Annotated in this window: 20 protein-coding genes; 9 read left to right on the top strand and 11 right to left on the bottom strand. The window is 71.0% G+C overall.

Annotation, left to right across the window (positions count from 1 at the left end; genetic code table 11):
• Positions 1 to 8 precede the first annotated feature (8 nt).
• Positions 9 to 878, bottom strand: a complete 870-nt coding sequence (prmC, locus tag ACIA5D_RS02860; RefSeq protein ID WP_396028100.1) for a peptide chain release factor N(5)-glutamine methyltransferase — start codon at positions 876 to 878, stop codon at positions 9 to 11.
• Between the two features lie 80 nt (positions 879 to 958).
• Between prmC and ACIA5D_RS02865 the strand changes: the two genes are divergently transcribed.
• Genes ACIA5D_RS02865 through ACIA5D_RS02875 form a run of 3 tightly spaced genes read left to right on the top strand, consistent with a single transcriptional unit; the run spans position 959 to position 5,045 of the window.
• Positions 959 to 2,464, top strand: coding sequence for a diguanylate cyclase domain-containing protein (locus tag ACIA5D_RS02865; RefSeq protein ID WP_396028101.1), 1,506 nt, complete (start codon positions 959 to 961; stop codon positions 2,462 to 2,464).
• Complete coding sequence (locus ACIA5D_RS02870) at positions 2,461 to 3,729, top strand: PQQ-binding-like beta-propeller repeat protein (protein ID WP_396028102.1); 1,269 nt, start codon at positions 2,461 to 2,463, stop codon at positions 3,727 to 3,729. Before ACIA5D_RS02865 ends, ACIA5D_RS02870 begins: the two co-directional genes overlap by 4 nt.
• Positions 3,729 to 5,045, top strand: a complete 1,317-nt coding sequence (locus ACIA5D_RS02875) for a PQQ-binding-like beta-propeller repeat protein (RefSeq protein ID WP_396028103.1) — start codon at positions 3,729 to 3,731, stop codon at positions 5,043 to 5,045. Before ACIA5D_RS02870 ends, ACIA5D_RS02875 begins: the two co-directional genes overlap by 1 nt.
• Here ACIA5D_RS02875 and prfA read toward each other — a convergent pair.
• Both prfA and rpmE read right to left on the bottom strand, forming a co-directional pair.
• Positions 5,029 to 6,120, bottom strand: a complete 1,092-nt coding sequence (gene prfA, locus ACIA5D_RS02880) for a peptide chain release factor 1 (RefSeq protein ID WP_396028104.1) — start codon at positions 6,118 to 6,120, stop codon at positions 5,029 to 5,031. The genes ACIA5D_RS02875 and prfA overlap by 17 nt on opposite strands.
• Before the next feature lie 70 nt (positions 6,121 to 6,190).
• Positions 6,191 to 6,415 (bottom strand): 50S ribosomal protein L31, encoded by a 225-nt coding sequence (gene rpmE, locus ACIA5D_RS02885; RefSeq protein ID WP_267564747.1) that lies wholly within the window; start codon positions 6,413 to 6,415, stop codon positions 6,191 to 6,193.
• A gap of 230 nt (positions 6,416 to 6,645) precedes the next feature.
• Between rpmE and ACIA5D_RS02890 the strand changes: the two genes are divergently transcribed.
• The 3 genes from ACIA5D_RS02890 to ACIA5D_RS02900 are packed head-to-tail and all read left to right on the top strand — an operon-like array spanning position 6,646 to position 8,869.
• Positions 6,646 to 7,539 carry an AAA family ATPase gene (locus ACIA5D_RS02890; RefSeq protein ID WP_396028105.1) on the top strand — a complete coding sequence of 298 codons (894 nt, stop codon included), beginning with the start codon at positions 6,646 to 6,648 and terminating at the stop codon, positions 7,537 to 7,539.
• Positions 7,540 to 7,541: 2 nt separating this feature from the next.
• On the top strand, positions 7,542 to 8,159 hold the full coding sequence (locus ACIA5D_RS02895; protein ID WP_396028106.1) for an RNA ligase family protein: 618 nt from the start codon (positions 7,542 to 7,544) through the stop codon (positions 8,157 to 8,159).
• Positions 8,159 to 8,869, top strand: a complete 711-nt coding sequence (locus ACIA5D_RS02900; protein WP_396028107.1) for a class I SAM-dependent methyltransferase — start codon at positions 8,159 to 8,161, stop codon at positions 8,867 to 8,869. Before ACIA5D_RS02895 ends, ACIA5D_RS02900 begins: the two co-directional genes overlap by 1 nt.
• Here the strand turns inward: ACIA5D_RS02900 and ACIA5D_RS02905 are convergent.
• On the bottom strand, positions 8,859 to 9,251 hold the full coding sequence (locus ACIA5D_RS02905; RefSeq protein ID WP_396028108.1) for a VOC family protein: 393 nt from the start codon (positions 9,249 to 9,251) through the stop codon (positions 8,859 to 8,861). The genes ACIA5D_RS02900 and ACIA5D_RS02905 overlap by 11 nt on opposite strands.
• A 49-nt stretch (positions 9,252 to 9,300) precedes the next feature.
• Here ACIA5D_RS02905 and ACIA5D_RS02910 point away from each other — a divergent pair, with 49 nt between their 5' ends.
• A complete protein-coding gene (locus ACIA5D_RS02910) occupies positions 9,301 to 10,173 on the top strand; it encodes a DNA-3-methyladenine glycosylase family protein (protein ID WP_396028109.1) in 873 nt (290 codons plus the stop codon).
• Here the strand turns inward: ACIA5D_RS02910 and ACIA5D_RS02915 are convergent.
• The 3 genes from ACIA5D_RS02915 to thrB form a co-directional block, all read right to left on the bottom strand.
• A complete protein-coding gene (locus tag ACIA5D_RS02915) occupies positions 10,170 to 11,327 on the bottom strand; it encodes a nitric oxide synthase oxygenase (protein WP_396028110.1) in 1,158 nt (385 codons plus the stop codon). The genes ACIA5D_RS02910 and ACIA5D_RS02915 overlap by 4 nt on opposite strands.
• 131 nt (positions 11,328 to 11,458) lie before the next feature.
• The gene (gene rho, locus ACIA5D_RS02920) at positions 11,459 to 13,477 is read right to left on the bottom strand and encodes a transcription termination factor Rho (protein ID WP_396028111.1); all 2,019 of its coding nucleotides are present in this window, start codon (positions 13,475 to 13,477) and stop codon (positions 11,459 to 11,461) included.
• A gap of 331 nt (positions 13,478 to 13,808) precedes the next feature.
• Positions 13,809 to 14,720: a homoserine kinase gene (thrB, locus tag ACIA5D_RS02925; protein WP_396028112.1), complete on the bottom strand. Its 912-nt coding sequence runs from the start codon at positions 14,718 to 14,720 to the stop codon at positions 13,809 to 13,811.
• A 63-nt stretch (positions 14,721 to 14,783) separates the two neighbouring features.
• On the opposite strand from thrB, the gene ACIA5D_RS02930 reads away from it, so the two are divergent.
• Positions 14,784 to 15,218, top strand: coding sequence for a hypothetical protein (locus ACIA5D_RS02930; protein ID WP_396028113.1), 435 nt, complete (start codon positions 14,784 to 14,786; stop codon positions 15,216 to 15,218).
• On the opposite strand, the gene ACIA5D_RS02935 is transcribed toward ACIA5D_RS02930, so the two are convergent.
• Both ACIA5D_RS02935 and ACIA5D_RS02940 read right to left on the bottom strand, forming a co-directional pair.
• Positions 15,195 to 16,430 (bottom strand): MFS transporter, encoded by a 1,236-nt coding sequence (locus ACIA5D_RS02935; protein WP_396028114.1) that lies wholly within the window; start codon positions 16,428 to 16,430, stop codon positions 15,195 to 15,197. The genes ACIA5D_RS02930 and ACIA5D_RS02935 overlap by 24 nt on opposite strands.
• 55 nt (positions 16,431 to 16,485) lie before the next feature.
• Positions 16,486 to 19,737 (bottom strand): efflux RND transporter permease subunit, encoded by a 3,252-nt coding sequence (locus ACIA5D_RS02940; RefSeq protein WP_396028115.1) that lies wholly within the window; start codon positions 19,735 to 19,737, stop codon positions 16,486 to 16,488.
• Between the two features lie 122 nt (positions 19,738 to 19,859).
• Here ACIA5D_RS02940 and ACIA5D_RS02945 point away from each other — a divergent pair, with 122 nt between their 5' ends.
• A complete protein-coding gene (locus ACIA5D_RS02945) occupies positions 19,860 to 20,306 on the top strand; it encodes a MarR family transcriptional regulator (protein ID WP_396028116.1) in 447 nt (148 codons plus the stop codon).
• Here ACIA5D_RS02945 and thrC read toward each other — a convergent pair.
• Positions 20,292 to 21,341 carry a threonine synthase gene (gene thrC / locus ACIA5D_RS02950; RefSeq protein WP_396028117.1) on the bottom strand — a complete coding sequence of 350 codons (1,050 nt, stop codon included), beginning with the start codon at positions 21,339 to 21,341 and terminating at the stop codon, positions 20,292 to 20,294. The genes ACIA5D_RS02945 and thrC overlap by 15 nt on opposite strands.
• 77 nt (positions 21,342 to 21,418) lie before the next feature.
• Positions 21,419 to 21,790 carry a VOC family protein gene (locus ACIA5D_RS02955; protein ID WP_396028118.1) on the bottom strand — a complete coding sequence of 124 codons (372 nt, stop codon included), beginning with the start codon at positions 21,788 to 21,790 and terminating at the stop codon, positions 21,419 to 21,421.
• Between the last annotated feature and the right edge of the window lies 1 nt (position 21,791).

Genomic DNA, 21,791 nt, shown 5'->3' on the forward strand with positions numbered 1-21,791 from the left:
CACACCGATCAGGTGCGGCGTGCCGTCGCGAAGCGCGGGCGGCCGGTCAGGTCGCGATGCGCCGTCACCTCGGCGAACCGGCCGTCCTCGCGGAGCAGCGCGGGCACGGCCTCGCCGTGCACGTCGTCATGCTCAATTCCGATATATCCCCCGGCCCGGAGCAACCGGGCGGCCAGCGCGATCACCGGGCGGATCACGTCGAGGCCGTCTTCGCCGCCGAAGACCGCCTCGGCCGGGTCGTGGTCGGCGACCTCGGGCGGGACGGGCGTGCCGGCCGGGACGTACGGCGGGTTGCAGAGCACCAGGTCGGCCCGGACCTCTTCCAGCAACCGCGGATCGGTGACATCCCCCTCGACGACGACGACCCGGGGGAACGCGGCGGCGTTGCGGCGCAAGAAGGACAACGCGACCGGGGACCGCTCCACCGCGTACACGTCAATGTTCTTGATCTCGTCGGCGAGCGACAGAGCGATGGCGCCCGTGCCGCTGCAGAGATCCACCACGATGTCACCGTCGCGGGCGCGCGCGATTCCCCAGCCCGCCAGCAGCTCGGTCTCGGGGCGGGGGACGAAGACGCCATCGCCGACCGACAGCTCCAGATGGCGGAACGCGGCCGTGCCGAGCAGGTGCTGCAACGGGATCCGGCGGGCCCGCTCGGCCACCAGGACCCGGAATCGGCGCAGCTCGTCGTCGCGCATCGTGTCGACCAGCAGCAGCCGTCCTCGCGGGATCTCCAGCACGTGCGCGGCGAGCAGCTCGGCGTCCACCCGGGGCGACGCCACGCCCGCCGCGGCGAGTTCGGCGACCGCCGTGGCCAGCGCCGGAGAGATGGGCGTCCGTACCAAAGGTCGGGAGGGGTGTTCGTCGTCCGGGTCCACGGCATAATCATCAAACGTCACGTGCGACGCCGGCCGGCCGGGTCGGCGGATCGATGCGTGGCACGCGTGGGAGGCGCCCGGTGAGTTGGTTGGACCAGCTCCCTGAAAACGTCGAGGAGCTGAAGCGGGCCGGGCGGCTCCAGCAGAACGGCCGCTCCGCGGAGGCGCTGCCCATCCTCGAAGCAGTGCTCGCGACCGCGACCGACCCGACCACCCGGGCGTACGCGCTGGTCCAGCGCTTCGGCGCGCTGATCAACCTCGGTCGCATCGCCGAGTTGACCACCGCGATGACGGCGACCGCGAACGCTGTACGCGAGATCCCGGATCCCTATCTGCGCGGCCAGATGCACGCCTTCGCCGCGCTCGGCTCACACCTGCAGAGCAACATCGACCGCGGCGTCACCCACCTCGTGCAGGCCTCCCGCGCGCTGGCCGCGGTGCAGGAGAACGACTACGAGACCGCGTGGGGCTGGCACGACCTCGCGATGGCGTACTCGTACCTCGGCTTCCACGGGCACGCGCTGACCTCGATCGAACAGGCCCGGCAGGTCGGCGCCGCGGTCGGGCTCGCCCCCGAGATCTTCGCGGCCCCCGGCATCCGGCTGCGCAACGCGGTCTCCCTCGACCATCAGGGCGACACCGACGGCTGCCTGCGGGTGCTGCGCGACATCGACGCCGAGCTGACCCGCTACGTCGCGATCGGCGCCGACCAGATGCGGCCCGGCAGCCGCGCCGCGTACGGATACGCGCTGGCTCGCCGCGCGTCGCTGGGCGAGGAAACCGAGGCGAACGCGGCCGAGTGGCTGACCGGCGGCGGCGACAGCGTCCGCACCCGCGACCTGCACCACCTCGGCAACGTGTGCCTGGCCATCGGCGCCGGCAAGCCCCAGCAGGCACTGGCCATGCTCGACTCCGTGCCGGTCTCCCCCGAGATCCTCGGCGCGGCCGAACCGGCCCGGCTGCGCAGCATCGCCTATGCCGCGGCCGGCGACCACGCCGCCGCGCACACCGCCGACCGGTACGCGTTCCGCCTCGCCGCCCAGCGCATCGACCGGCTGCGCGACGGCTACCTCGACGGGGTGGCGGCCCGGTTGGACGCCCAGGAGACCCAGCGCGACGCCGACCGGTACGGCGACGAGACGCTCACCGACCCGCTGACCGGGCTGCCCAATCGCCGCCAGCTCGAACGCTACGTGCACTCGATGCTCGAGCGCGGTGAGCGCGCCGCGATCGGCGTCTGCGACCTGATCGGGTTCACCGCGGTCAACGTGCGGCACGGCCGGCACTGCGGCGACCTCGTGCTCCAGCGGATAGCCGGCGTGCTCAACCGGGTCATGCGCCGCGGCGACTTCGTGGCCCGGTTCGCCGGCGACGAGTTCGTGGTGGTGCTGCCCGGCGCCGGCCAGGCCCAGGCGGCCGAGGTGTCCCGCCGCATCACCGCGGCCACGAACTCCGAGAATTGGCAGGTTCTGGTGCCGGGCACGCCGATCGGCCTGGCGGCGGGCTGGTCCGAGGTCGGCGCCAACGGGCGTACGCTCAGCGCCGCCCTGGCGGCCGCCGCCGCCAACCGCGCGCCCACCAGATGAGCACCATCGATCTCGGCGAGATCTCCTCGTCGCCCGACGCCGAGGCCGACCACCTGTCCTGGCGCCGGCTCGGGCTGGCCGCGTCGCTGCTGCTCTGCCTGCTCTGCGCCGCGTCGGCGCGACCCCTCGCGAACGCCGTCCGTCCGCTGTGGAGCGTGCCGACCTCCGACAGCGACAGCACCACGCTCGGCCAGGACACCCTCTATCTGCACCACGGCGGCGAGCTCACCGCGTACGACCTGGCCACCGGCACGGTCCGGTGGCGCACCATCCTCGACGACACGCTCGGCTACGCCCAGCTGGCCGGCGACCTGCTCCTGCTGCCGGCCGATCCGCAGGCCGGCACGTACTCCCAGTTCAGCCGGGCCACGGTCGCGGTCGCCGGGGACACCGGCGCCACCCTGTGGCGGGTGCCGGGCGAGCCGATGGTGGTCGCCGACGGCGCCGTGCTGATGGCCGACTACACCGGCACGGGCACGTTCGCCAAGCTGCGGCTGGTACGGCTGGCCGACCAGGACACGGTCTGGGAACGGGACATCACCGGGGTCACCAGCGTCGCGTTCGCCCTGGTCGGCGACGAGCCGACCAGGCTGGTCACGATCACCGACGACGGGCTCGCCGAGGTGCTGGGCTTCGCCGACGGAGCGGTGGCCGCCCGCGCCCACATCCCCTGGGCCCGGGCCCAGCCCGAGCAGGGCCAGTACAACGACGTTGCGGCGAGCGGCGATCATCTGGTCGTGAACCGCAACGAACAGGGGCGCGCGGAGCTCAGCGTGTACCGCCTCGACACCCTCGCCCCGCTGTGGCGGGCCGACGGCACCGACGGGTACGCGTTCCCCTGCGGGAGCGGGATCTGCCTCAGCAACGGACAGGGGCTGGTCGCGTACGACGCCGACACCGGCCGCGAGCGCTGGCACGTCACCGGCACCGGCAACGGCTGGGCCGCCGCCCCCGACCGGATCGTCGTCGACGAGCCGGGCGAGGTCGGCGAGCAATACCTGATCGACGCCGAAACGGGCGCGCGGATCGGCGAGAACAGCCCCGGCGAGACGGTCTGGAACACCGAGCCCGACCAGGCGCTGCTCGTGCTCAAACCGACCGCGACGCCACCCGGCCGCACCTCGATCGCCCGCTGGGACCTGGCCACCGGCCGGCGCGACGTGCTCGGCTCGATCGACCGGATCGCGTTCAACCGCTGCCAAGCCGTCGCGCACTACCTCGGCTGCTATCAGAACGACGCGTACGCGATCACGGCAGTCGGCTGATGACGGTGATCGACCTCGGTGAGGTCACCCACGACGACGCGGCGCCCGCCATCCCGCTCGACCACCGGCGCCTGTTGCGGGCGCTGCTCGCGGTCCTCACGATCGTGGGCGTGCCGGCGGTCGCCGGATCGGCGCACGGCACCCCGGCCAGCCTGCGTCCGCTGTGGACGACTCCGTTCGTCGAGAACGCCGCGGTGGCGCTCGACGCGCGCAGCGCGTACCTCTCCCGGCTCGAGGACGGACAGCCCCGCCTCGTCGCGTACGATCTGGCGACCGGCGGGGAGCGCTGGACGGCGGCCGTCGGCGACGCGCCCTCCGACTTCCCGGCCCGGCCGGCCGGCGACACGGTGCTCGTGCCGACCGACCAGGCCACGATCACCCGTGCGGACGAGGACGGCGGTCAGTACTTCTACGTGACGCCGCGCAGCACCGTGGCCCTGGACGCGGACACCGGCGACCAGCTCTGGAGCACGGACGGCGACGCCCAGCCCTTGAGCGCCTCCGGCGCCGCGATCGTCGCCGAGCACGACGACCAGAACCAGATCATCGGCTTGCGCCTGGTCAAGCTCCACGACGGCGCCCCGCTCTGGAGCCTCTCGGTGCCGCCGCTGGCCGACTGGACCCCGCTGCCCGGCTGGCAGCACCCCGAGGCGATCGCCACGCTCGGCCTCGACGGCACGGCCCGCGTCTACGGCTTCGCCGACGGCAAGGTGCGCCAGACCGGCCGGCTGCCCTCGGACGGCATCCGCCGGCCGCGCGGCTCGGTGAGCGTGGTCCCGGCCGGCCAGAACTTCGCGGTGATCCGGACCGCGGTCGAGAACGACAGCGTCACGACCGTCTACAGCGCCGCCACGCTCCGGCCGCTCTGGCAGACCGGCTACGCCGGCCCCTGTGGCGACCTGTTCTGCTCGACCGGCTCGGAGGGTGTCTCCGGCCACGACCCGTCGACCGGCCGCGTGGTCTGGGCCGTGCCCGGCATGTTCGACGGCTGGCCGGTCGGCGACGACCGCATGCTGGCCGGCGACCGTGGGAACACGCGGCTGCAGCTGCTCGACAGCCGCACCGGCAAGTTCGTCGGCGGGCCCTTCACCGGCTTGGTGGCGTCCGGATCCGAGACGACCGGCAGCCTGCTCGTCACACGGCCGAGCGCCCGGCCGCTCGGCGAGCTCGTCGTGACCCGGGTCGACCTCGCCGACGGCAGGCAGACGCCGCTGGGCCGGTTCGGGCCGAGCGGGGAGCAGACCTTCTGCTTCACCTCACCCGGCTATGTGGCCTGCCCCCGCTACGACGGCCTGCACATCATGGCCGCCGGCTGATTTCTGTCTCCCCCGAGAGGCGGGCCTGCCGGTCGGCCTCGGCCAGCGCGTCCAGCACGGCGTCGAGCTCGCCGCCGAGCACCAGATCGAGGTTGTACGCCGTGTAACCGATCCGGTGGTCGGTGATCCGATTCTGCGGGAAGTTGTACGTGCGGATCCGCTCCGAGCGGTCCACCGTGCGTACCTGCGCCTTGCGGGAGTCGGACGCCGCGGCGTCCGCCTGCTCCTGCGCCATCGCCAGCAGCCGGGACCGCAGGATGCGCAGCGCCGACTCCTTGTTCTGCAGCTGGCTCTTCTCGTTCTGGCAGCTCACCACGGTGCCGGTGGGAACGTGCGTGATCCGCACGGCCGAGTCGGTGGTGTTGACCGACTGGCCGCCCGGGCCCGACGAGCGGAACACGTCGATCCGCAGGTCGTTCGGGTCGATCTGCACGTCGACCTCCTCGGCCTCGGCGAGCACCAGCACGCCCGCCGCCGAGGTGTGGATGCGGCCCTGCGACTCGGTCACCGGCACGCGCTGCACCCGGTGGACGCCGCCCTCCCACTTCAGCCGCGACCAGACGCCGTGGCCGCCCGCGGGCACGCCCTTCGTCTTCACCGCGATCGAGATGTCCTTGACGCCGCCCAGGTCCGACTCCTGCGAGTCGATCACCTCGACGATCCAGCCGTGGCGCTCGGCGTACCGGGTGTACATGCGCAGCAGGTCGCCGGCGAACAGGGCCGACTCCTGGCCGCCCTCACCCGCCTTGATCTCGACGATCACGTCCTTGGCGTCGTTCGGGTCGCGCGGGATCAGCATCTCGCCGAGCTTCTCCTCGAGCGGCGGCAGCGCGGCGGCGACCGCCTCCAGCTCGGCGCCGAACGCCGGGTCCTCGGCCGCGAGCTCCTTCGCGGCGGCCAGGTCGGCGCGGGCGGCCTCCAGCTCGGCGTTGGCCGCGTAGATCGGGGCCAGCTCGGCGAAGCGACGGCCGACCCGGCGCACGAGAGCCTGGTCGGCGTGGATGGAGGGGTCCTCCATACGCTTCTCCAGTTCCGCGTACTCCTCGAGAAGCGTGGTCAACCTGTCGTTACTCACAGTATTCTCTCCCGACGCGAACAGCGCCCGCCCCCCTGTCTGGCAGGGATGGCGGGCGCCGTCGAAGCAGTTACTTCTTCTTGGCCGCGTTCACCTTCGCGTACTTGGCCTGGAACTTCGCAACCCGGCCGGCCGTGTCCAGAACGCGCTGCTTGCCGGTGTAGAACGGGTGGCAGGCGCTGCAGGTCTCGACGCGGATCTCGTCGCCCTTGGCGGTGCTCCGGGTGGTGAAGGTGCTGCCGCAGGAGCAGATGACCTCGGTGGTCGTGTACTCCGGGTGGATGCCGCTCTTCATGATCTCGGTCCCTCTCGATTACGTGGTCGCCGGGTCGCCGTCAGCACCGCGCCGCCCCGCCAGGGCGGTGGGCTCGGGCGTGAACCGGAACCTTTACTGGCCGATGGACCAGTCTGCCATGCCGCCTTCCTCGCAGCGAAATCGGCGCGGCTTTCCTGGTGTGCAGTGGATAACGTGAGGCGTCGGCAGCGCATTCCCGCTTCGGATATTACCCAACAAAACGGACAGAGATGACGAGACTGCTGATCACCCGTGGGCTGCCGGCGTCCGGCAAGACGACGTTCGCGCGGAAGCTGCAGCCCCGCGTGGTCCGGGTCAACCGCGACGACCTGCGGCGCATGCTGCACGGCGAGCGGCTCTACACCCAGTGGGCCGAGTCGCAGGTCACGCACGCGCAGCGGGCCACGGTCGAGGCGCTGCTGCGCGCGCACGCCGACGTGATCGTCGACGACACCAACCTGCGCAACAAGACGGTGCGGGAGTGGGCCGAGATGGCCGCGCGGCTCGGCGCGTCGTTCGAGGTGCACGACTTCACCGACGTGCCGCTCGAGGAGTGCATCCGGCGCGACGCTGAACGCGCCGAGACCGACCAGGTGGGCGAGGAGGCCATTCGGCGTATGCACGCGCGCTACCTGGCCGGCCGGAACGTGCCGCTACCCGTGCCGTATGTCTCCGACATTTCGCAGACCGTCTACGAGCCTGACCCCGAACTGCCGGCCGCACTGCTCGTGGACATCGACGGGACCGTCGCGTTGATGGGCGAGCGCAGCCCGTACGACTGGCATCGGGTCGGCGAGGATCTGCCGAACCTCGCGGTGATCACGGCGGTGCGCGCCATGCACGACGCCGGCAACGCGATCGTCTTCTGCTCCGGGCGGGACGAGGTCGCCCGTTCCGAGACCGAGGCGTGGCTCGATTTGTTCGTCGGCGTCCCGTACGAGGCGCTCTTCATGCGCCCCGAGGGCGACGGCCGCAAGGACGCCGTGGTCAAGCGCGAGATCTTCGATCGGGAAATCCGGGACACCTGGCGGATCGTCGGGGTTTTCGACGACCGCCAACAGGTGGTACGTATGTGGCGGGCGCTCGGCCTCACCGTTTTCCAGGTCGCGGAGGGAGACTTCTGACCTTGAAGTACCCGCGCACCTTCCACCTCCCGGACTCCTCCGGCGCGACCGGCGACGACAAGGTTCAGCATGATCTGTCCTGGTTGGACGGTGAGCTGGTGGTGACCGAGAAGCTCGACGGCGGCAACCTGACCTTCACCCGCGACACGATGTTCGGCCGGTCGGTCGACTCGGGCACCCAGCCGTGGGATCGGCCCGCCAAGGCGCTGTGGGCGATGACGGCGTATCGGATCCCCGACGACTGGCGGGTGTGCGGCGAGTCGATGTGGGCGCGGCGCAGCATCGCGTACTCCGACCTTCCGGGTGTCTTTATCGTCTTCGGCATCTGGGACGAGACGGACACGCTGCTGGGCTGGGACGACACGGTCGACTGGGCGCGGCGGCTCGAGCTGCCGGTGGTGCCGGTGCTCTACCGGGGCGGCAGTCTCTCCGAGGCGCGCGCCGCCTGGGCGGCGCAGCGCACGCCGGACGATTCGGAGGGCTTCGTGGTGCGTGCGGCCGGGCGGATTCCCGCGGCCGAGTTCTCCCACCAGGTCCTCAAATGGGTACGCGCGAAGCACGTGCGCACCGATGACGCCTGGCGGCACCGTGACGATTTCGCCGTGAACGAGTTCGCCTGATGCCGCGCGCCAAGTACGGCATCGACGCCCCGCCGGTCCTCTTCGGCCTGGCGTCGGCGGTCGTCTTCCTGGTCGCCGCCACCGTCGTCACGGCGGCGCTGGCCGGCTGGGCCGCGGTCTGGCCCGGCCTGATCGGCCTGTACTTCGCGGCCAGCGCGTCGCTCTACCTGCACACCACCACGCGCGGAAAGTTCGCGGTCTGGCGGAAGGTTCTCGACGGCCTGTCCCTGCGCGGCGACGAGCGGGCCCTCGACCTGGGCTGCGGCCGCGGCGCGGTGCTGATCGCCATGGCCCGCCGCCTCCCGTCCGGCCACGCCACCGGCGTCGACCTGTGGCGCTCGGTCGACCAATCGGGCAACTCCCCCGCGGTCACCGAGGCGAACGCGGCCGCCGAGGGGGTGCACGTCGATCTGGACACCGCCGACATGACGTCGCTCCCCTACCCCGACGAGTCCTTCGACCTGGTGGTCAGCAGCATGGCGATCCACAACATCCACCCCGCCGCGGGGCGCCTCACGGCCATCGACGAGGCGCTGCGCGTGCTGCGGCCGGGCGGGCGCCTGGTGATCGCCGACATCAGCGCGACGAAGGCGTACGCGGCTCATCTCGATGCCCTTGGCATTTCGGCGATCACCCGCCCGCTGGGCTGGCGCATGTGGTGGGGTGGCCCGTGGCTGCCCACCGCCCTGGTGACCGCGGTCAGGCCGTAGCGGCCACCTCGGCCTCGCTCCGCAGGATGCAGAACTCGTTGCCCTCGGGGTCGGCGAGCACGACCCAGCCGGTGCCGTCGGGCCGGCGCAGGTCGTCGATCGGCTTGGCGCCGTGGTCGACGAGCCGCGCCAGCTCCTCGTCCCGGGTTCCCTCGGCCGGCCGCAGGTCGAAGTGAACGCGGTTCTTCCCCTGCTTGGCGTCGGGCACCTCGATGAACAGAATCCGGTGCGCCTTGTCCGGCGAAATAATCAGGCATTCCACGTGCCCGGGCAGGTTGGGGTCGGCGGGGTCCTCGCGGTAGTCGAGGACGCCCTCCCACCACTTCGAGAGCGTGTAGGCGTCGGCGCAGTCGATCGTCGTGTGCGAGATGAAGGCTGTCATCCGGGCATGCTGTCACGCATTCCGGCCGCGTGTGGGGTTAGCTGGGACGGTGAGCGAGTACACCATCGAACGCGACGTGGCCGGCCCCTGGTCGCTGGGAACGAGCCGCGCCTTCTGGGAGGGATTCGCGCCCGCGGCGCTGGGCGAACGGCCCGGCGACGACCCGGTGTTGCGGACCGTCTTCGTGGCCGAGCGGGACTGGACCACCGTCACCGCGGTGGTCCGGCAGGACGGCGCGACGGCTCGCCTCACGCTGACCGGCGACGGCGATCTGCCGGCCGCCGCGATCCAGACCGCGCGGTTCCTGGCTCTCGACGTGGACGCCCGCGAGTGGCCGGCGGTCGGCGACCGGGATCCCGTCATCGGCGCGGCCCAGCGGAAGTTGCCCGGGTTGCGGCCGTGTGGCTTCCATTCGCCGTACGAGGCCGCCGCCTGGGCCGTCCTCTCCCAGCGCCTCCGGATCGTCCAGGCCGCGCGCCTGCGTGCCGACCTGATCGCCCGGCACGGCGAGGACGGCGCCTTCCCGGCCCCGGCGCGGCTGCGGGATCTCGAGCTCGACCTGCCCGGCCGCAAGACCGAATACCTGCGCGCGGTGGCCGAGGCTGCCCTGGACGGTGTGCTCGACGGCGGAGGCCTCCGCGACCTGGACGCGCCGGCCGCCATCGCGCAGGTCCGTCAGATCAAGGGTCTGGGCCCGTTCGCCGCCGAGTTGGTGGTCCTCCGCGGCGCCAACCACCCGGACGCCGTCCCCTCGCACGAGGCGCGCCTGGACGCCGAGATCACCGAGCAGTACGGCTCGGGCGTCACTCTCGCCACCGTGTCGCCGGCCTGGCGTCCGTTCCGCACGTGGGCCGCGGTCCATCTGCGCGCGCTCCGCGAGGAACGCACCCACGAGATCGCCGGGCCGCATCAAGAAATTTAGGGACGGTACGGGCAGCCTCGGGCCAGCGACGTCGCCTCGTCGTCGAGGTAGAAGGCGGGCCGCAGGTCGAGCTCCTCGTAGTAGCGGTGGAAGACGGGGGTCAGCGAGCCGGACATCGGCGGGACGATCCACGTCCAGTCGGCGGGTACCGGGCGGCCGGCCTTCTCCTCGTTGCGGATGTGGGCGATGAAGCGGGCCGACTCGGTGTGGTGGTCGCTCATCTTCACGCCGGCACGTTCGAAGCTCCACAACACCGCGCGGTTGAGCTCCAGCAATGCCCGGTCGCGCCACAAGGTCGATTCGCGGGTGGTGTCGAGGCCCAGCCGGGCGGCGACCGTCGGCAGCATGTCGTACCGATCGGTGTCGGCGAAGTTGCGGGCGCCGATCTCGGTGCCCATGTACCAGCCGTTGAACGGCGCCAAGGGGTAGTGCACGCCGCCGATCGTCAGGCGCATGTTGGAGATGGCGGGGACGGCATGCCAGCGCAGCCCCAGCTCGGCGAACCAGCCGTACTCGGGATGGGTGATCGGCACCTCGCGGATGGCACGCTCGGGAAGCTCGTACAGCCGCACCCCCTCGAAGGGCGTCTCGATCGCCAGCGGAAGCACGTCGAAGTGCTCGCCCTTGCCCTGCCACCCGAAGCCCAGCATCGCCGACGTGAAATCCACCTGCCGGGCGTCGCCGACCGTGCGGCCTTCCTCGTCGCGATAGCCGGCGTACCGGATGAGCTGCTCGTTCCAGACGCGCGGAAAGGGCTGGCCGGGCTGCGCGGCCGAGAAGATGCTGATCACCGGGCGGAGCTGGCCGTTGCCGGCGGCCTGGAGGTGATGGACGAGCAGCGAGAAGATCTCGTCGGCGGTGCGCGCCCGGCGGCGGTCGAGGACCAGCAGGCTCTTCCAGTAGAGGCGGCCGATGCAGCGCGAGGCGTTGCGCCAGGCCATTTTCGCGCCGTGGCCGAGCTCCTCGGTGGTGTGCACGTAGCTGCCGGTCGCGGCGATCTGCGCGCGGACGATGGCCAGGCGGGGCTCGACCGGGCCGAGCCGCGGGTTCTCGACGTAGCAGCGACGGAGGAAGTCCTCGGCCTCGGCGGGGTCGACCGGCGCGACCGGATCCCATCGCTCGGCCGGATTGTCCCGATAACCGGGCACGATCATGGACGCCTCCCACGGTGATCCGACGTGTCCTCGGAATTTGCACGACCCAGGGGCGGGCCGATCAGACACCGTGTGCGACAAAAAGGACGCAGCCCCGTCGTTAAACGGGGCTGCGTCCGGAAATGGCAGGATTACTCGCCCGGCGTCGACTTCGCGATCTGCATCAGGAACTCGACGTTCGTGCGGGTTTGCTTGAGCCGGTCGAGCAGCAGGTCGAGCGCGGCCGACGAGTCCAGCGAGTGCAGCACCTTGCGGAGCTTGTGGATGATCGCCAGCTCTTCCTTGCCGAGCAGGATCTCTTCCTTACGCGTGCCGGACGGGTCGATGTCGATGGCCGGGAAGACCCGCTTGTCGGCGATCTTGCGGTCGAGCTTGAGCTCGGCGTTACCCGTGCCCTTGAACTCCTCGAAGATCACCGTGTCCATCATCGAGCCGGTCTCGACCAGCGCGGTCGCGAGAATGGTGAGCGAGCCACCGTTCTCGATGTTGCGCGCCGCGCCCAGGAACCGCTTGGGCGGGTAGAGCGCGGTCGAGTCGATACCACCCGACATGATGCGGCCGGAGGCCGGCGCGGCCAGGTTGTACGACCGGCCGAGACGGGTCACCGAGTCGAGCAGCACGACCACGTCGTGGCCCAGCTCGACCAGCCGCTTGGCCCGCTCGATGGCGAGCTCGGCGACCGTGGTGTGGTCCTGCGGCGGCCGGTCGAACGTGGCCGCGATGACCTCGCCCTTGACCGAGCGCTGCATGTCGGTGACCTCTTCGGGCCGCTCGTCGACCAGCACGACCATCAGGTGGCACTCGGGGTTGTTGTGGGTGATCGCGTTGGCGATCGCCTGCAACACCATCGTCTTACCGGCCTTCGGCGGCGAGACGATCAGCGCGCGCTGGCCCTTGCCGAGCGGCATGACCAGGTCGATGACCCGGGTGGTGAGGATGTGCGGCTCGGTCTCCAGCCGCAGACGCTCCTGCGGGTAGAGCGGCGTGAGCTTGTAGAACTCGGGACGGCGACGGGCCTCGTCGGGCTCCATCCCGTTGATGGTGTCGAGCCGCACCAGCGGGTTGTACTTGTCGCGACGGCTGTCGCTGCCGCTGTCGCGCGGGGTGGCCCGCACGGCGCCGGTCACCGCGTCGCCGCGGCGCAGGCCGTACTTCTTCACCTGGGACATCGAGACGTAGACGTCGTTCGGCCCGGAGAGGTAGCCGGTCGTGCGCACGAAGGCGTAGTTGTCGAGCACGTCGAGGATGCCGGCCACCGGGACCAGCACGTCGTCCTCGCTGACATGCGGCTCGCGCTGGCCGCCGTCACGCTGGCCGCCGTCACGCTGGCCGCCGTCACGCTGGCCGCCGTCACGCTGGCCGCCGTCACGCTGGCCGCCGTCACGCTGGCCGCCATCGCGCTGGCCGCCGTCACGCTGGCCGTCGTCGCGGTCGCGGCCACGCCGGCGGTCGCGGAAGCGGCTGCGGCGGCTGCGGCGGCCGCCGTCGCCCGAGTCGTTGTCGTCGTCGTCGTGACCTTGATCACCGCTGTTGCGCGGGCCGCGGTCGTCACGCTGACGGTCGTCGCGGGGGCCACGGTCGTCGCGGGGGCCACGGTCGTTGCGCTGGCGGTCCCCGCGGTCACGGTTGCGCTCGCCACGCTCGGGGCGGTCGGTGCGCTCGGCCGTTTCGGGCTGGGCGACCTGGGCCGGAGCCGGCGTCTGCTCGGCGACCGGGGCGACGTCACGCTCGCGGTCACGCTCGCGCGGCGCACGCTCGCGGCGTGGCCGGCTGCCACCCTCGGTGGCCGGAGCGGCCTCCGGCTGCACGGTGGTCTGCGCGATCTGCGGGGCCTCGACCGGAGCGGCGGGGGCCTCGACCGGAGCCGGCTTCGACTCGGCGGCCTTCACCTCGCTGGCACGCGGACGCGGCGCGGACTCGGCGGCGGGCGCGCCGCCACTCTGCCGCTCGGAGATCGCGGTGATCAGCTCCCCCTTGCGCATCCGGGCCGTGCCCGAGATACCCAGGGAAGCGGCGAGGCTCTGCAGCTCGGGCAGCAGCATCGCGGACAGCCCGGTGCCGCCTCGGCGGCGCTTCGTGGCGGTCGCGGTGGTGCCGGCGCCGTCAGCGACGTCAGAAACACCCGACGTCACGTCGGTGGTGTCGCTCAATGGATTCCTTCCGTCGGAAAAAACCCGAGACGCCCGGTTTGCAGCCATATGGCCGGGTGGCTCGGAACCCGCTTCGCCGAGGCGATGCGAGAGTTTGTGCAGCACGGCAGCTCGACGGTGTCCCTGCCCGTCCTACGTTGACGGGTAGGTCTCGGCGAGTGCAGCGACTGGGAGATCTGCTGCTCGGCGTGTGCCTTGCTGAGAAATGAGACGGCCTGCCCGGCCTGAAAATCTCTGGGGGTGCGCGCCGAACCGCAGTGATCGCTTGCTTCGCGGCTGTGCTTGGTCTTGAGCGTAGTCAACTCGTACGACCTGCGGCAACAGGGCCCCGCTAGGCGAGTTCCACCATACTCCCTTTGACAAGAGCACCGTGTGCATCCACGCCCAACGTCTCCGCGCGCCATTCTGTTCCCGGATGGAAGTCGGCCGGGACCTCGGACAACGCGAGAACTGTCGGACCCGCGCCACTGACCACGGCCGCCACGCCGACCGATCGCAGCGACGCCACCAGCGACGCGGTGCCGGGCATCGCCTCGGCGCGGAACCCCTGATGCAACCGATCCTCGGTGGCCGGGAAGAGCAATCTGGGATCCGCGGTGATCGCGTGGGTCAGCAGCGCCGACCTTCCGGCATTGAACGACGCGTCCGCATGCGGCACAAGCGGGGGCAGCGCGGCGCGAGCTGAGGCGGTGAACCCACGCTCCGTGGGCACGAAAACCTTGGGGCGTACGCCTTCGTGAGCACCCAACCGCACGGCCCGCGCCCCCGCGCCCTCGGTCCAGGCGATCGTGAACCCGCCGAGCAGGCACGGCGCGACGTTGTCGGGGTGTCCCTCGAGACGCGCCGCGATCCGCAGCGCCTCCTCGTCGTCGATCAGCTTCATGCCGTCCGTCACGAGCCCGCGCGCCAACTGCACGCCGCCGACGATGGCCGCCGACGAGGAGCCGAGGCCACGCGCCTGCGGAATGCGGTTCACGCACCGCACGGTCAGGCCGGCCGGCCGCGCGCCGAGCTCGTCGAAGGTCGCCATCATCGCCCGCACCACCAGGTGCTCCTCGTCGCCGGGCAGCTCGCCGGCGCCCTCGCCCTCGACGGTCACCGTGAAGCCGCCGCCGGTGACCCGGGCCTCGAGGTCGTCGTACAGGGTCAGCGCGAGGCCGAGAGCGTCGAAGCCGGGACCGAGGTTGGCGCTGGTGGCCGGCGTGCGCACGGCGATCGGATCGGTCGCGAAGGTGAGGCCCATCGGCACATGCTAAGCGTTTGATCATTCACCAAAATGTCGCACCCGGCTTGTACGTTCGGCGGCGTGATCTCCCTTGGGTTGTTCTTCGGGGTCTTCGTGGTCCAGCTGCCGGTCCTGGCCGTCCTCGTCGTCGGGCTCATCCTGCTCGCCACCCAGGGCGCCCGGCTGCCGCGGCGGAGCCTGCAGCTGGCGCGCGCCGGGCTCGTCGTGATGCTCGCCGAAAGCTTCGGCTCGATCGCCTGGTCGGTCCTGCTGCCGCAGATCATCTCCCGGCTCGACTACGAGGTCGGCTGGACGCGCACCTACGGCCTGATCAGCGCGGGCGTGGGGCTGGTGCTGGCCCTGCTGTTCGCGACCGGTATCGGGCTGCTGATCGGCGCGGTGCTGGCGGCGCGGCAGCCCGGACCGCCGCCCTTCGGGCAGTCTGGTTCGCCCCCGCCGAGCTGGGCCCCGCCCGGTTCGCTTCCACCCGGCTCAGTCCCGCCCAGCGACGGGTGACGCGTCCTCGGTCAGCGTCAGCTTGCGGGTGGCGATGCGCCAGCCGATCGCGTAGGTGAGGGTGAGCGCCCCGCAGCCGGCCAGGATCCAGCGCTCGTCCACCCGGTCGACGACGGAGGTGGCGATCAGCTGGCTCACCGTGATGGCCAGCGTCGCCAGCATCAGGTCGGTGGCGAAGACCCGGCCGCGCAGTTGGTCGGGCACCTCGCCCTGCAGCGCGTAGTTGGAGAGCGTCCAGTTGGCCCCGCCGGCGAAATGCGCCACGAAGACGAACACCAGCACCAGGGGAAACCAGGGTGTCACCGACACCGCGAGATACCCCGCGCCGTAGAGCGCCATCGACAGCGCCAGGCAGGGCAGCAGCCAGCCACGCCGGTGCAGCACCGGGCTCAGCGCGAACGGGCCGACCAGCGCGCCGAAACCGCGCACTGCGAAGAGCAGGCCGGCGCCGAGCGTCCCGACGCCGTGCAACGTGGCGATCAGCGGGAAGACGATCAGCACGCCGTTGCCGAGACCGGCCGCCGACTTGACCGTCACCAGCGCCCGGATGCGCGGCCGGGCGCCGATGTAGCGCAGCGCCTCGAGCAGCGCGTGCCAGGTGGGTGGGGCGTCGCCGGCGGCGCGGGCCGCCTGCAGCGGCCGCCGCACCGAGGCGTTCAGCACGGCGGCGACGAGCAGCAGGGCGGCGGTGACCGCGAAGCTCCAGTACGCCCCGGCGACCGCGCCCACCACGCCGCCGAGCGACGCGCCGACGATCGTCATCGTGCCCCACGCCGAGCCGGAGATCGCGTTGGCGGCGGGCAGGTCGTCGGTGTCGACGACGTTGGGCAGGGCGGCCGAGGCGGCCGGCGTGTAGAAGGCCTTGGCCACCGACATCGCGCCGATCGCGACCAGGGCCAGGGGCGCGGTCGCCGCCGACCGGACGGCGAACAGCAGCAGCGCCGCCAGGAACGCGCAGACGTTGGCGATCACCAGGATCTTGCGCCGGTCGAACCGGTCGGCGATCGTGCCGGTGAACGGCAGCAGCAGCGCGTTGATGCCGGTGTCGGCGGCCAGCACCAGGCCGCCCCAGACGCCGCTGCCGGTGAGGTCGGGCAGCAGCACCAGCAACGGCACCATGACGAACCAGTCGGCCCCGAAGACCACGAGCTCCGCCCCGAGGAGGCGGCGGAAATCGCGATTGCGGGCTACGACCGAGAATGTTGCTGGCACCCAAGGAACTTAACCGGTGGGCGAGGCCGGCCCGGGTGGGCCGGCCTCGCCACGGTCACTTCGCTTCGCCCGGCCGCCGCGGCACCTTCAGCACCTCGAACTGGTCGGTGTAGCCGCGCAGCGCCCCGCTGGGCGCCTCGTGAGCGCCGCCGCTGGATTCGGGGACCAGGTCGTTCGGCACCCCGTCGGCGCCCGGCTCGTCGGCCGCGTGCTTGGGGGTGTCGTCCGGCAGGCCCTTGCGCGCCCGCTTCGCGGCCCGCTTGGCCCGCCGCTTCTCCTTGCGGTTCTCGACCATGGTGTAGAGCGTCGGCACCAGCACCAGGGTGAGCAGCGTCGAGCTGACCAGACCGCCGATGACCACAATGGCCAGTGGCTGCGAGATGAAGCCGCCCTCGCCGGTGAGGCCGAGCGCCATCGGCAGCAGCGCGAAGATGGTCGCGGTCGCGGTCATCAGGATCGGCCGCAGCCGGTGCCGGCCACCCTCGATCACCGCCTCCTGCACGCCCATGCCCTGCGCCCGGTAATGGTTGATCAGATCCATCAGCACGATCGCGTTGGTGACCACGATGCCGACGAGCATCAGCACGCCGATCAGCGAGGGCACGCCGAGCGCGGTGCCGGTGATCAGCAGCAGGATGATCGCGCCGGTCGCCGCGAACGGGATCGACACCAGCAGGATGATCGGCTGGACCAGGCTGCGGAACGTCGCCACCATGATGATGAAGACGATCGCGATCGCGGCCAGCACGGCCAGGCCGAGCTGCTTGAACGCGTCGGCCTGGTCGGCGCTGACGCCACCGAGCGAGTACGACGCGCCGGCCGGCAGGGTGAGCGCGTCCAGCTTCTTCTTCAGGTCGGCCGTGGCCGCGCCGACGTCGGAGCCGGTGGCCGTGCCCTTGACCGTGGCGCTGCGGTTGCCGTCGACCCGGGTGACCTGCTCGGGGCCGGCCACCTGGTTGACGTCGGCGACCTGGTCGAGCCGGACCACGCCCTTGGACGTGGTGATCGGCAGGGCCTTGAGCGCGTTCGGGTCGGCCGGGGCGTCGCCGTACGACACCACGACGTTCTCGCTGGCGCCGTCGACCGTGATCTGGCCGGCCGGGGCGTCCCGGAACGCGCCGGCCACGGTCTGCCCGATCTGGGCCTCGGTGAGGCCGTACGAGGCGGCGACATCGCGCTTCACCGACACGTCGAGGCGCGGAACGCTGGCGGCGAGCGTGGTGGTCACGTCGGTGACCCCCGAGGTCGACGACATGGCCTGCTGCACCTGCCCGGTGGCCTGCTGGAGCGCGTCCTGATCGGCGGCCTGCACGGCGACCGAGAGCTCGCTGCCGCCGAGGCCGGAGCTGTCGCCGCCGATCGTGATGTCGCCGATGCCGCTCATCGCGTCGAGCTTGGCGCGCAGGTCGTCGCTGACCTTCTCGGCGTCCGCGTCCTGTTCGAGCCCCACCTGGAAGCTCGCCTGGCTGGCCCCCGACGTGCCGGCGAACGGGTTGAACTCGCCGTTGCCGACCGTGACCTGGTACGTCTTCACGTCCTGGTTGGCGGCGAGCACTGCCTCGACCTGCTTGGCCGCGTCGTCGGTGGCGGCGAGGCTGGTGCCGACCGGCAGCTCCTGGGTGAGGCTCAGCGAGTCCTGCCCCGACTGGTCGAGGAAGTTGGTCTTGAGCTGGCTGCCCAGGCCCAGCGTGATGATCAGCACGAGCACGCCGATCACCAGCGTGGTCCAGCGCCGCTTCGTGGCGAAGCGGATCACCGGGAGGTAGGCGCGCTGCAGCGGGTTGCGCAGCTCCTTCTCCTCGGCGGCGCGGCGGATCGTCTCGGTGTCAGCGCCGGGAAGCGGCGGCTTGAGGAACCAGTACGCCAGCACGGGGACGACGGTCAGCGACACGAACAGCGACGCCAGCAGGGCCACCGTGACGGTGATCGCGAAGGACGCGAAGATCTGCCCGACGAGACCGCCGACCAGGGCGATCGGGAGGAACACGGCGACGGTCGTGAGCGTCGACGCGGTGACCGCGCCGGCGACTTCCCGCACGGCCGTGATGATCGCGTGCCCCTTCTCCTCGCCGTACTCGAGATGTCTCTTGATGTTCTCGAGAACCACGATCGAGTCGTCGACCACGCGGCCGATGGCGATCGTGAGGGCACCGAGCGTGAGCAGGTTGAGGGTGTAGTCGCCGGTCCAGAGCGCGATCAGCGCGATGAGCACCGACAGCGGGATCGACACGGCCGTGACCAGCGTCGAGCGCACCGACATCAGGAAGATCAGGATGACGATCACGGCCATCACGAGGCCGAGCAGGCCCTCGGTGGTCAGGCTCTTGATCGACCGCTCGACGTAGGGCGCCTGGTCGACGACCACGGTCAGCTTGGCGCCGGTGTCCTGCTGCAGCTTGTCGAGCTTGTCGCGGACCTCCTTGGAGATCTGCACCGGGTTGCCGGTCGGCTTCGCCGTCACCTGGACGCCGAGGCTGTCGACGCCGTCGGTGCGCGTGAACGAGGTCGCGGCCGGCAGCTTGCTCTCGACCGCGGCCACGTCGCCGAGCTTGACCGGCCCGCGGGCGCCCGATAGGTAGAGCCCCTTGAGGTCGTCGACCGACGTGATCGGGTTGCCGACCTGGACGTTGAGCGACTTGTCGCCCTCGGTGACCGAGCCGGCCGGGATGGAGATGCCGTTGGCCTGCAGCACCGTGCTGATCGACTGCGGGTTGACCCCGGCCGCGGTGAGCTTCGCAAAGTCGGGCGTGATCACGACCTGCCTGGCGCGGGCGCCGGTCACCGTGGTGTCGCGGACGCCCTCGATCGCGTTGAGCTCGGGCACCACGGTCTGGTTGAGCTTGGCGAGCAGGTCGCTCTCGTCGGCGCCGCCGCCGGACGCCGCGAGCACGATCGCCGGGATGTCGTCGGTGCTGCCCGCGATGATCTGCGGCTCGACGTTGTCGGGCAGGGTCGGCTGGATCCGGTTGACCGCCGTGGTCAGCTGGTTGACCGCCTGGTCGAGGTCGGTGCCGTACTCGAACATCACGGTGACCGTCGCCGAGCCCTCGGACGTCGTCGAGGTGACGCTCTCGATGCCGTCGACGCCCTTGACCGCGTTCTCGATCGGCTCGGTGACCTGGTCTTGAATGATCTCGGGGCCGGCCCCGGGGACCGAGGCGCCGACGAACGCGGCGGGGAACTCGATCGACGGGAACAGCTGCTGCTTCAGCGATGGGATGGCGAACAGCCCGAAGCCGGTGATCACGATCGCGATCAGGGCCACGAGCCCTCGGTTGGCAAGACTGAGCCGGGTCAGGAATGACATGGGCGCTCCCCCCGTAAAAGTTCGGCCTGCATGAATAGTTTGCCTGACGCGAACAAATGGTTTTCCGCCGGGGCGCGCTGGTACGGTCCCTCAGCGGATGGCGTTACGACGAAAGGTTGGCGTTGGCCGGGAACGAACAGCTCATCGCGGACATTATGGGCGCCCAGGAGCGGCTCCAGCAGATGTTCGGGTACGACCGGTCCGACCCGCTCTTCTCGTCGCACCTCACGCTGTCGCAATTCAAGATCCTTATGCTGCTCTCCCGGCACGGCAATGTATCGGGAGGCGAGCTGGCGGGCCTGCTCGGCATCGGCCTCGCGGCGCTCAGCGGCATGATCGATCGACTCGTCCAGCAGGACCTGGTCGCCCGCAGCGAGGACCTGCGCGATCGGCGGGTGCGCCGGATCGGGCTGACGAGAAAGGGCACGCAGCTCATCGAGAGCATCTTCAACGCCGGTGAGGCGAAGATGCGCCAGCTCCTCAGCCGGCTCTCAGCCGAGGAGCTCGAGGTGGTGGCGCGGGCGTCGGAGCTTCTGGTGAAGGCGGCCGAGGAGTCAGGCCAGGCCTAGCTCGCGGGCCGCGATCAGCACGTCGTTCTGAATGGTCGTCGGGGACGGCGCGGTCGAGATCGCCCATTCCGGGTCTTTGAGGCCGTGACCGGTCACCGTGCAGACGATGGTCGAGCCGGTCGGCACCCTGCCCGCCTGCGCCTGCTGGAGCAGGCCGGCCACGCTGGCCGCGCTGGCCAGCTCGACGAAGACGCCGACCTCGCGGGCGAGCAGGCGGTACGCCGAGAGGATCTCGCGGTCGGTGACCGCCTCGATCAGGCCGCCGGACGCGTCCCGCGCGTCGAGCGCCTTGGTCCAGCTCGCCGGGTTGCCGATCCGGATGGCGGTGGCGATCGTCGACGGCTCGGGAACGACCTTTCCGTTCACGATCGGGGCGGCGCCGGAGGCCTGGAAGCCGTACATCTTGGGCAGCCGGCTCGCGTTGCCCGCCTCTTTGTCTTCGAGGTAACCCATCCAGTACGCCGAGATGTTGCCGGCGTTGCCCACGGGGAGGCAGTGGATGTCGGGCGCGTCGCCGAGCGCCTCGACGATCTCGAAGGAGGCCGTCTTCTGCCCGTGCAGGCGGAAGATGTTGACCGAGTTGACCAGCGAGACCGGGAAATCTTGCGACAGCTTGGCAGCCAGCGCGAGGCAGTCGTCGAAGTTGCCGTTGACCTGCAACAGCTTGGCGCCGTGCACGAGGGCCTGCGCGAGCTTGCCCAGCGCGATCTTGCCCTGCGGCACGAGCACCGCGCAGGTCAGGCCGGCGCGGGCCGCGTACGCCGCGGCCGACGCGCTGGTGTTGCCGGTGGAAGCGCAGATGATCGCCTTGGAGCCGTCCTCGACCGCCTTGGACACGGCCATGGTCATGCCGCGGTCCTTGAACGAGCCGGTCGGGTTGGCGCCCTCGACCTTGAGGTAGACGTCGGCGCCGACCCGATGGGACAGCACCGGCGCCGGCACGAGCGGCGTGTTGCCCTCGTGCAGCGTGACCACCGGGGTGGCGTCAGTGACCGGAAGGCGGTCCCGATAACGCTCGATCAAGCCCCGATACATGGTCGGCTCCTCAGTTTTCGGTGGTGGGCCGGTCCCCAGGGTGCCCGAGGGCGCCGAATCTTGGGACCGAAAGCCCACTACTCGGGACGATGGCTCACTGCCTCGACGTTGTTGCCGTCCGGGTCGCGGACGAAAGCGCCGTAGTAGTTCTCGTGGTACTCCTCGTGGATCCGCGGCTCGTGCAGCACCTCGGCGCCGCCGTCCACGGCCGCTTGGAAGAACGCGTCGACCTCGGCGCGAGTTCGGGCCACGAACGCGATGTGCGACTCGCGGAAGCCGTCGCCCTCGCTCAGCTCACTGATCCAGAAGTTGGCGTGGCCGCTCGAGCCGTACCCGATCGCGACCTTGACGTCCATCAGCCGGCTGCCGCCCAGCGGCGCGAGCACGGCGTCGTAGAACGCCGCGCTGGCGGCGAGATCGGCACATTGGAACCCCACGTGGTCGAGCACG

It is taken from the genome of Actinoplanes sp. NPDC051513, assembly GCF_044454685.1.
In the GTDB taxonomy this organism is placed as follows: Bacteria; Actinomycetota; Actinomycetes; order Mycobacteriales; family Micromonosporaceae; genus Actinoplanes.

Excerpts from the sequence above, each read along its gene's own strand:
- ACIA5D_RS02875 (WP_396028103.1), top strand. The coding sequence starts at position 3,729 with ATGACGGTGATCGACCTCGGTGAGGTCACCCACGACGACGCGGCGCCC.
- ACIA5D_RS02905 (WP_396028108.1), bottom strand. The coding sequence starts at position 9,251 with ATGACAGCCTTCATCTCGCACACGACGATCGACTGCGCCGACGCCTAC.
- ACIA5D_RS02915 (WP_396028110.1), bottom strand. The coding sequence starts at position 11,327 with ATGATCGTGCCCGGTTATCGGGACAATCCGGCCGAGCGATGGGATCCG.
- thrB (WP_396028112.1), bottom strand. The coding sequence starts at position 14,720 with ATGGGCCTCACCTTCGCGACCGATCCGATCGCCGTGCGCACGCCGGCC.
- rpmE (WP_267564747.1), bottom strand. The coding sequence starts at position 6,415 with ATGAAGAGCGGCATCCACCCGGAGTACACGACCACCGAGGTCATCTGC.
- ACIA5D_RS02890 (WP_396028105.1), top strand. The coding sequence starts at position 6,646 with ATGACGAGACTGCTGATCACCCGTGGGCTGCCGGCGTCCGGCAAGACG.
- ACIA5D_RS02870 (WP_396028102.1), top strand. The coding sequence starts at position 2,461 with ATGAGCACCATCGATCTCGGCGAGATCTCCTCGTCGCCCGACGCCGAG.
- ACIA5D_RS02940 (WP_396028115.1), bottom strand. The coding sequence starts at position 19,737 with ATGTCATTCCTGACCCGGCTCAGTCTTGCCAACCGAGGGCTCGTGGCC.
- ACIA5D_RS02900 (WP_396028107.1), top strand. The coding sequence starts at position 8,159 with ATGCCGCGCGCCAAGTACGGCATCGACGCCCCGCCGGTCCTCTTCGGC.
- thrC (WP_396028117.1), bottom strand. The coding sequence starts at position 21,341 with ATGTATCGGGGCTTGATCGAGCGTTATCGGGACCGCCTTCCGGTCACT.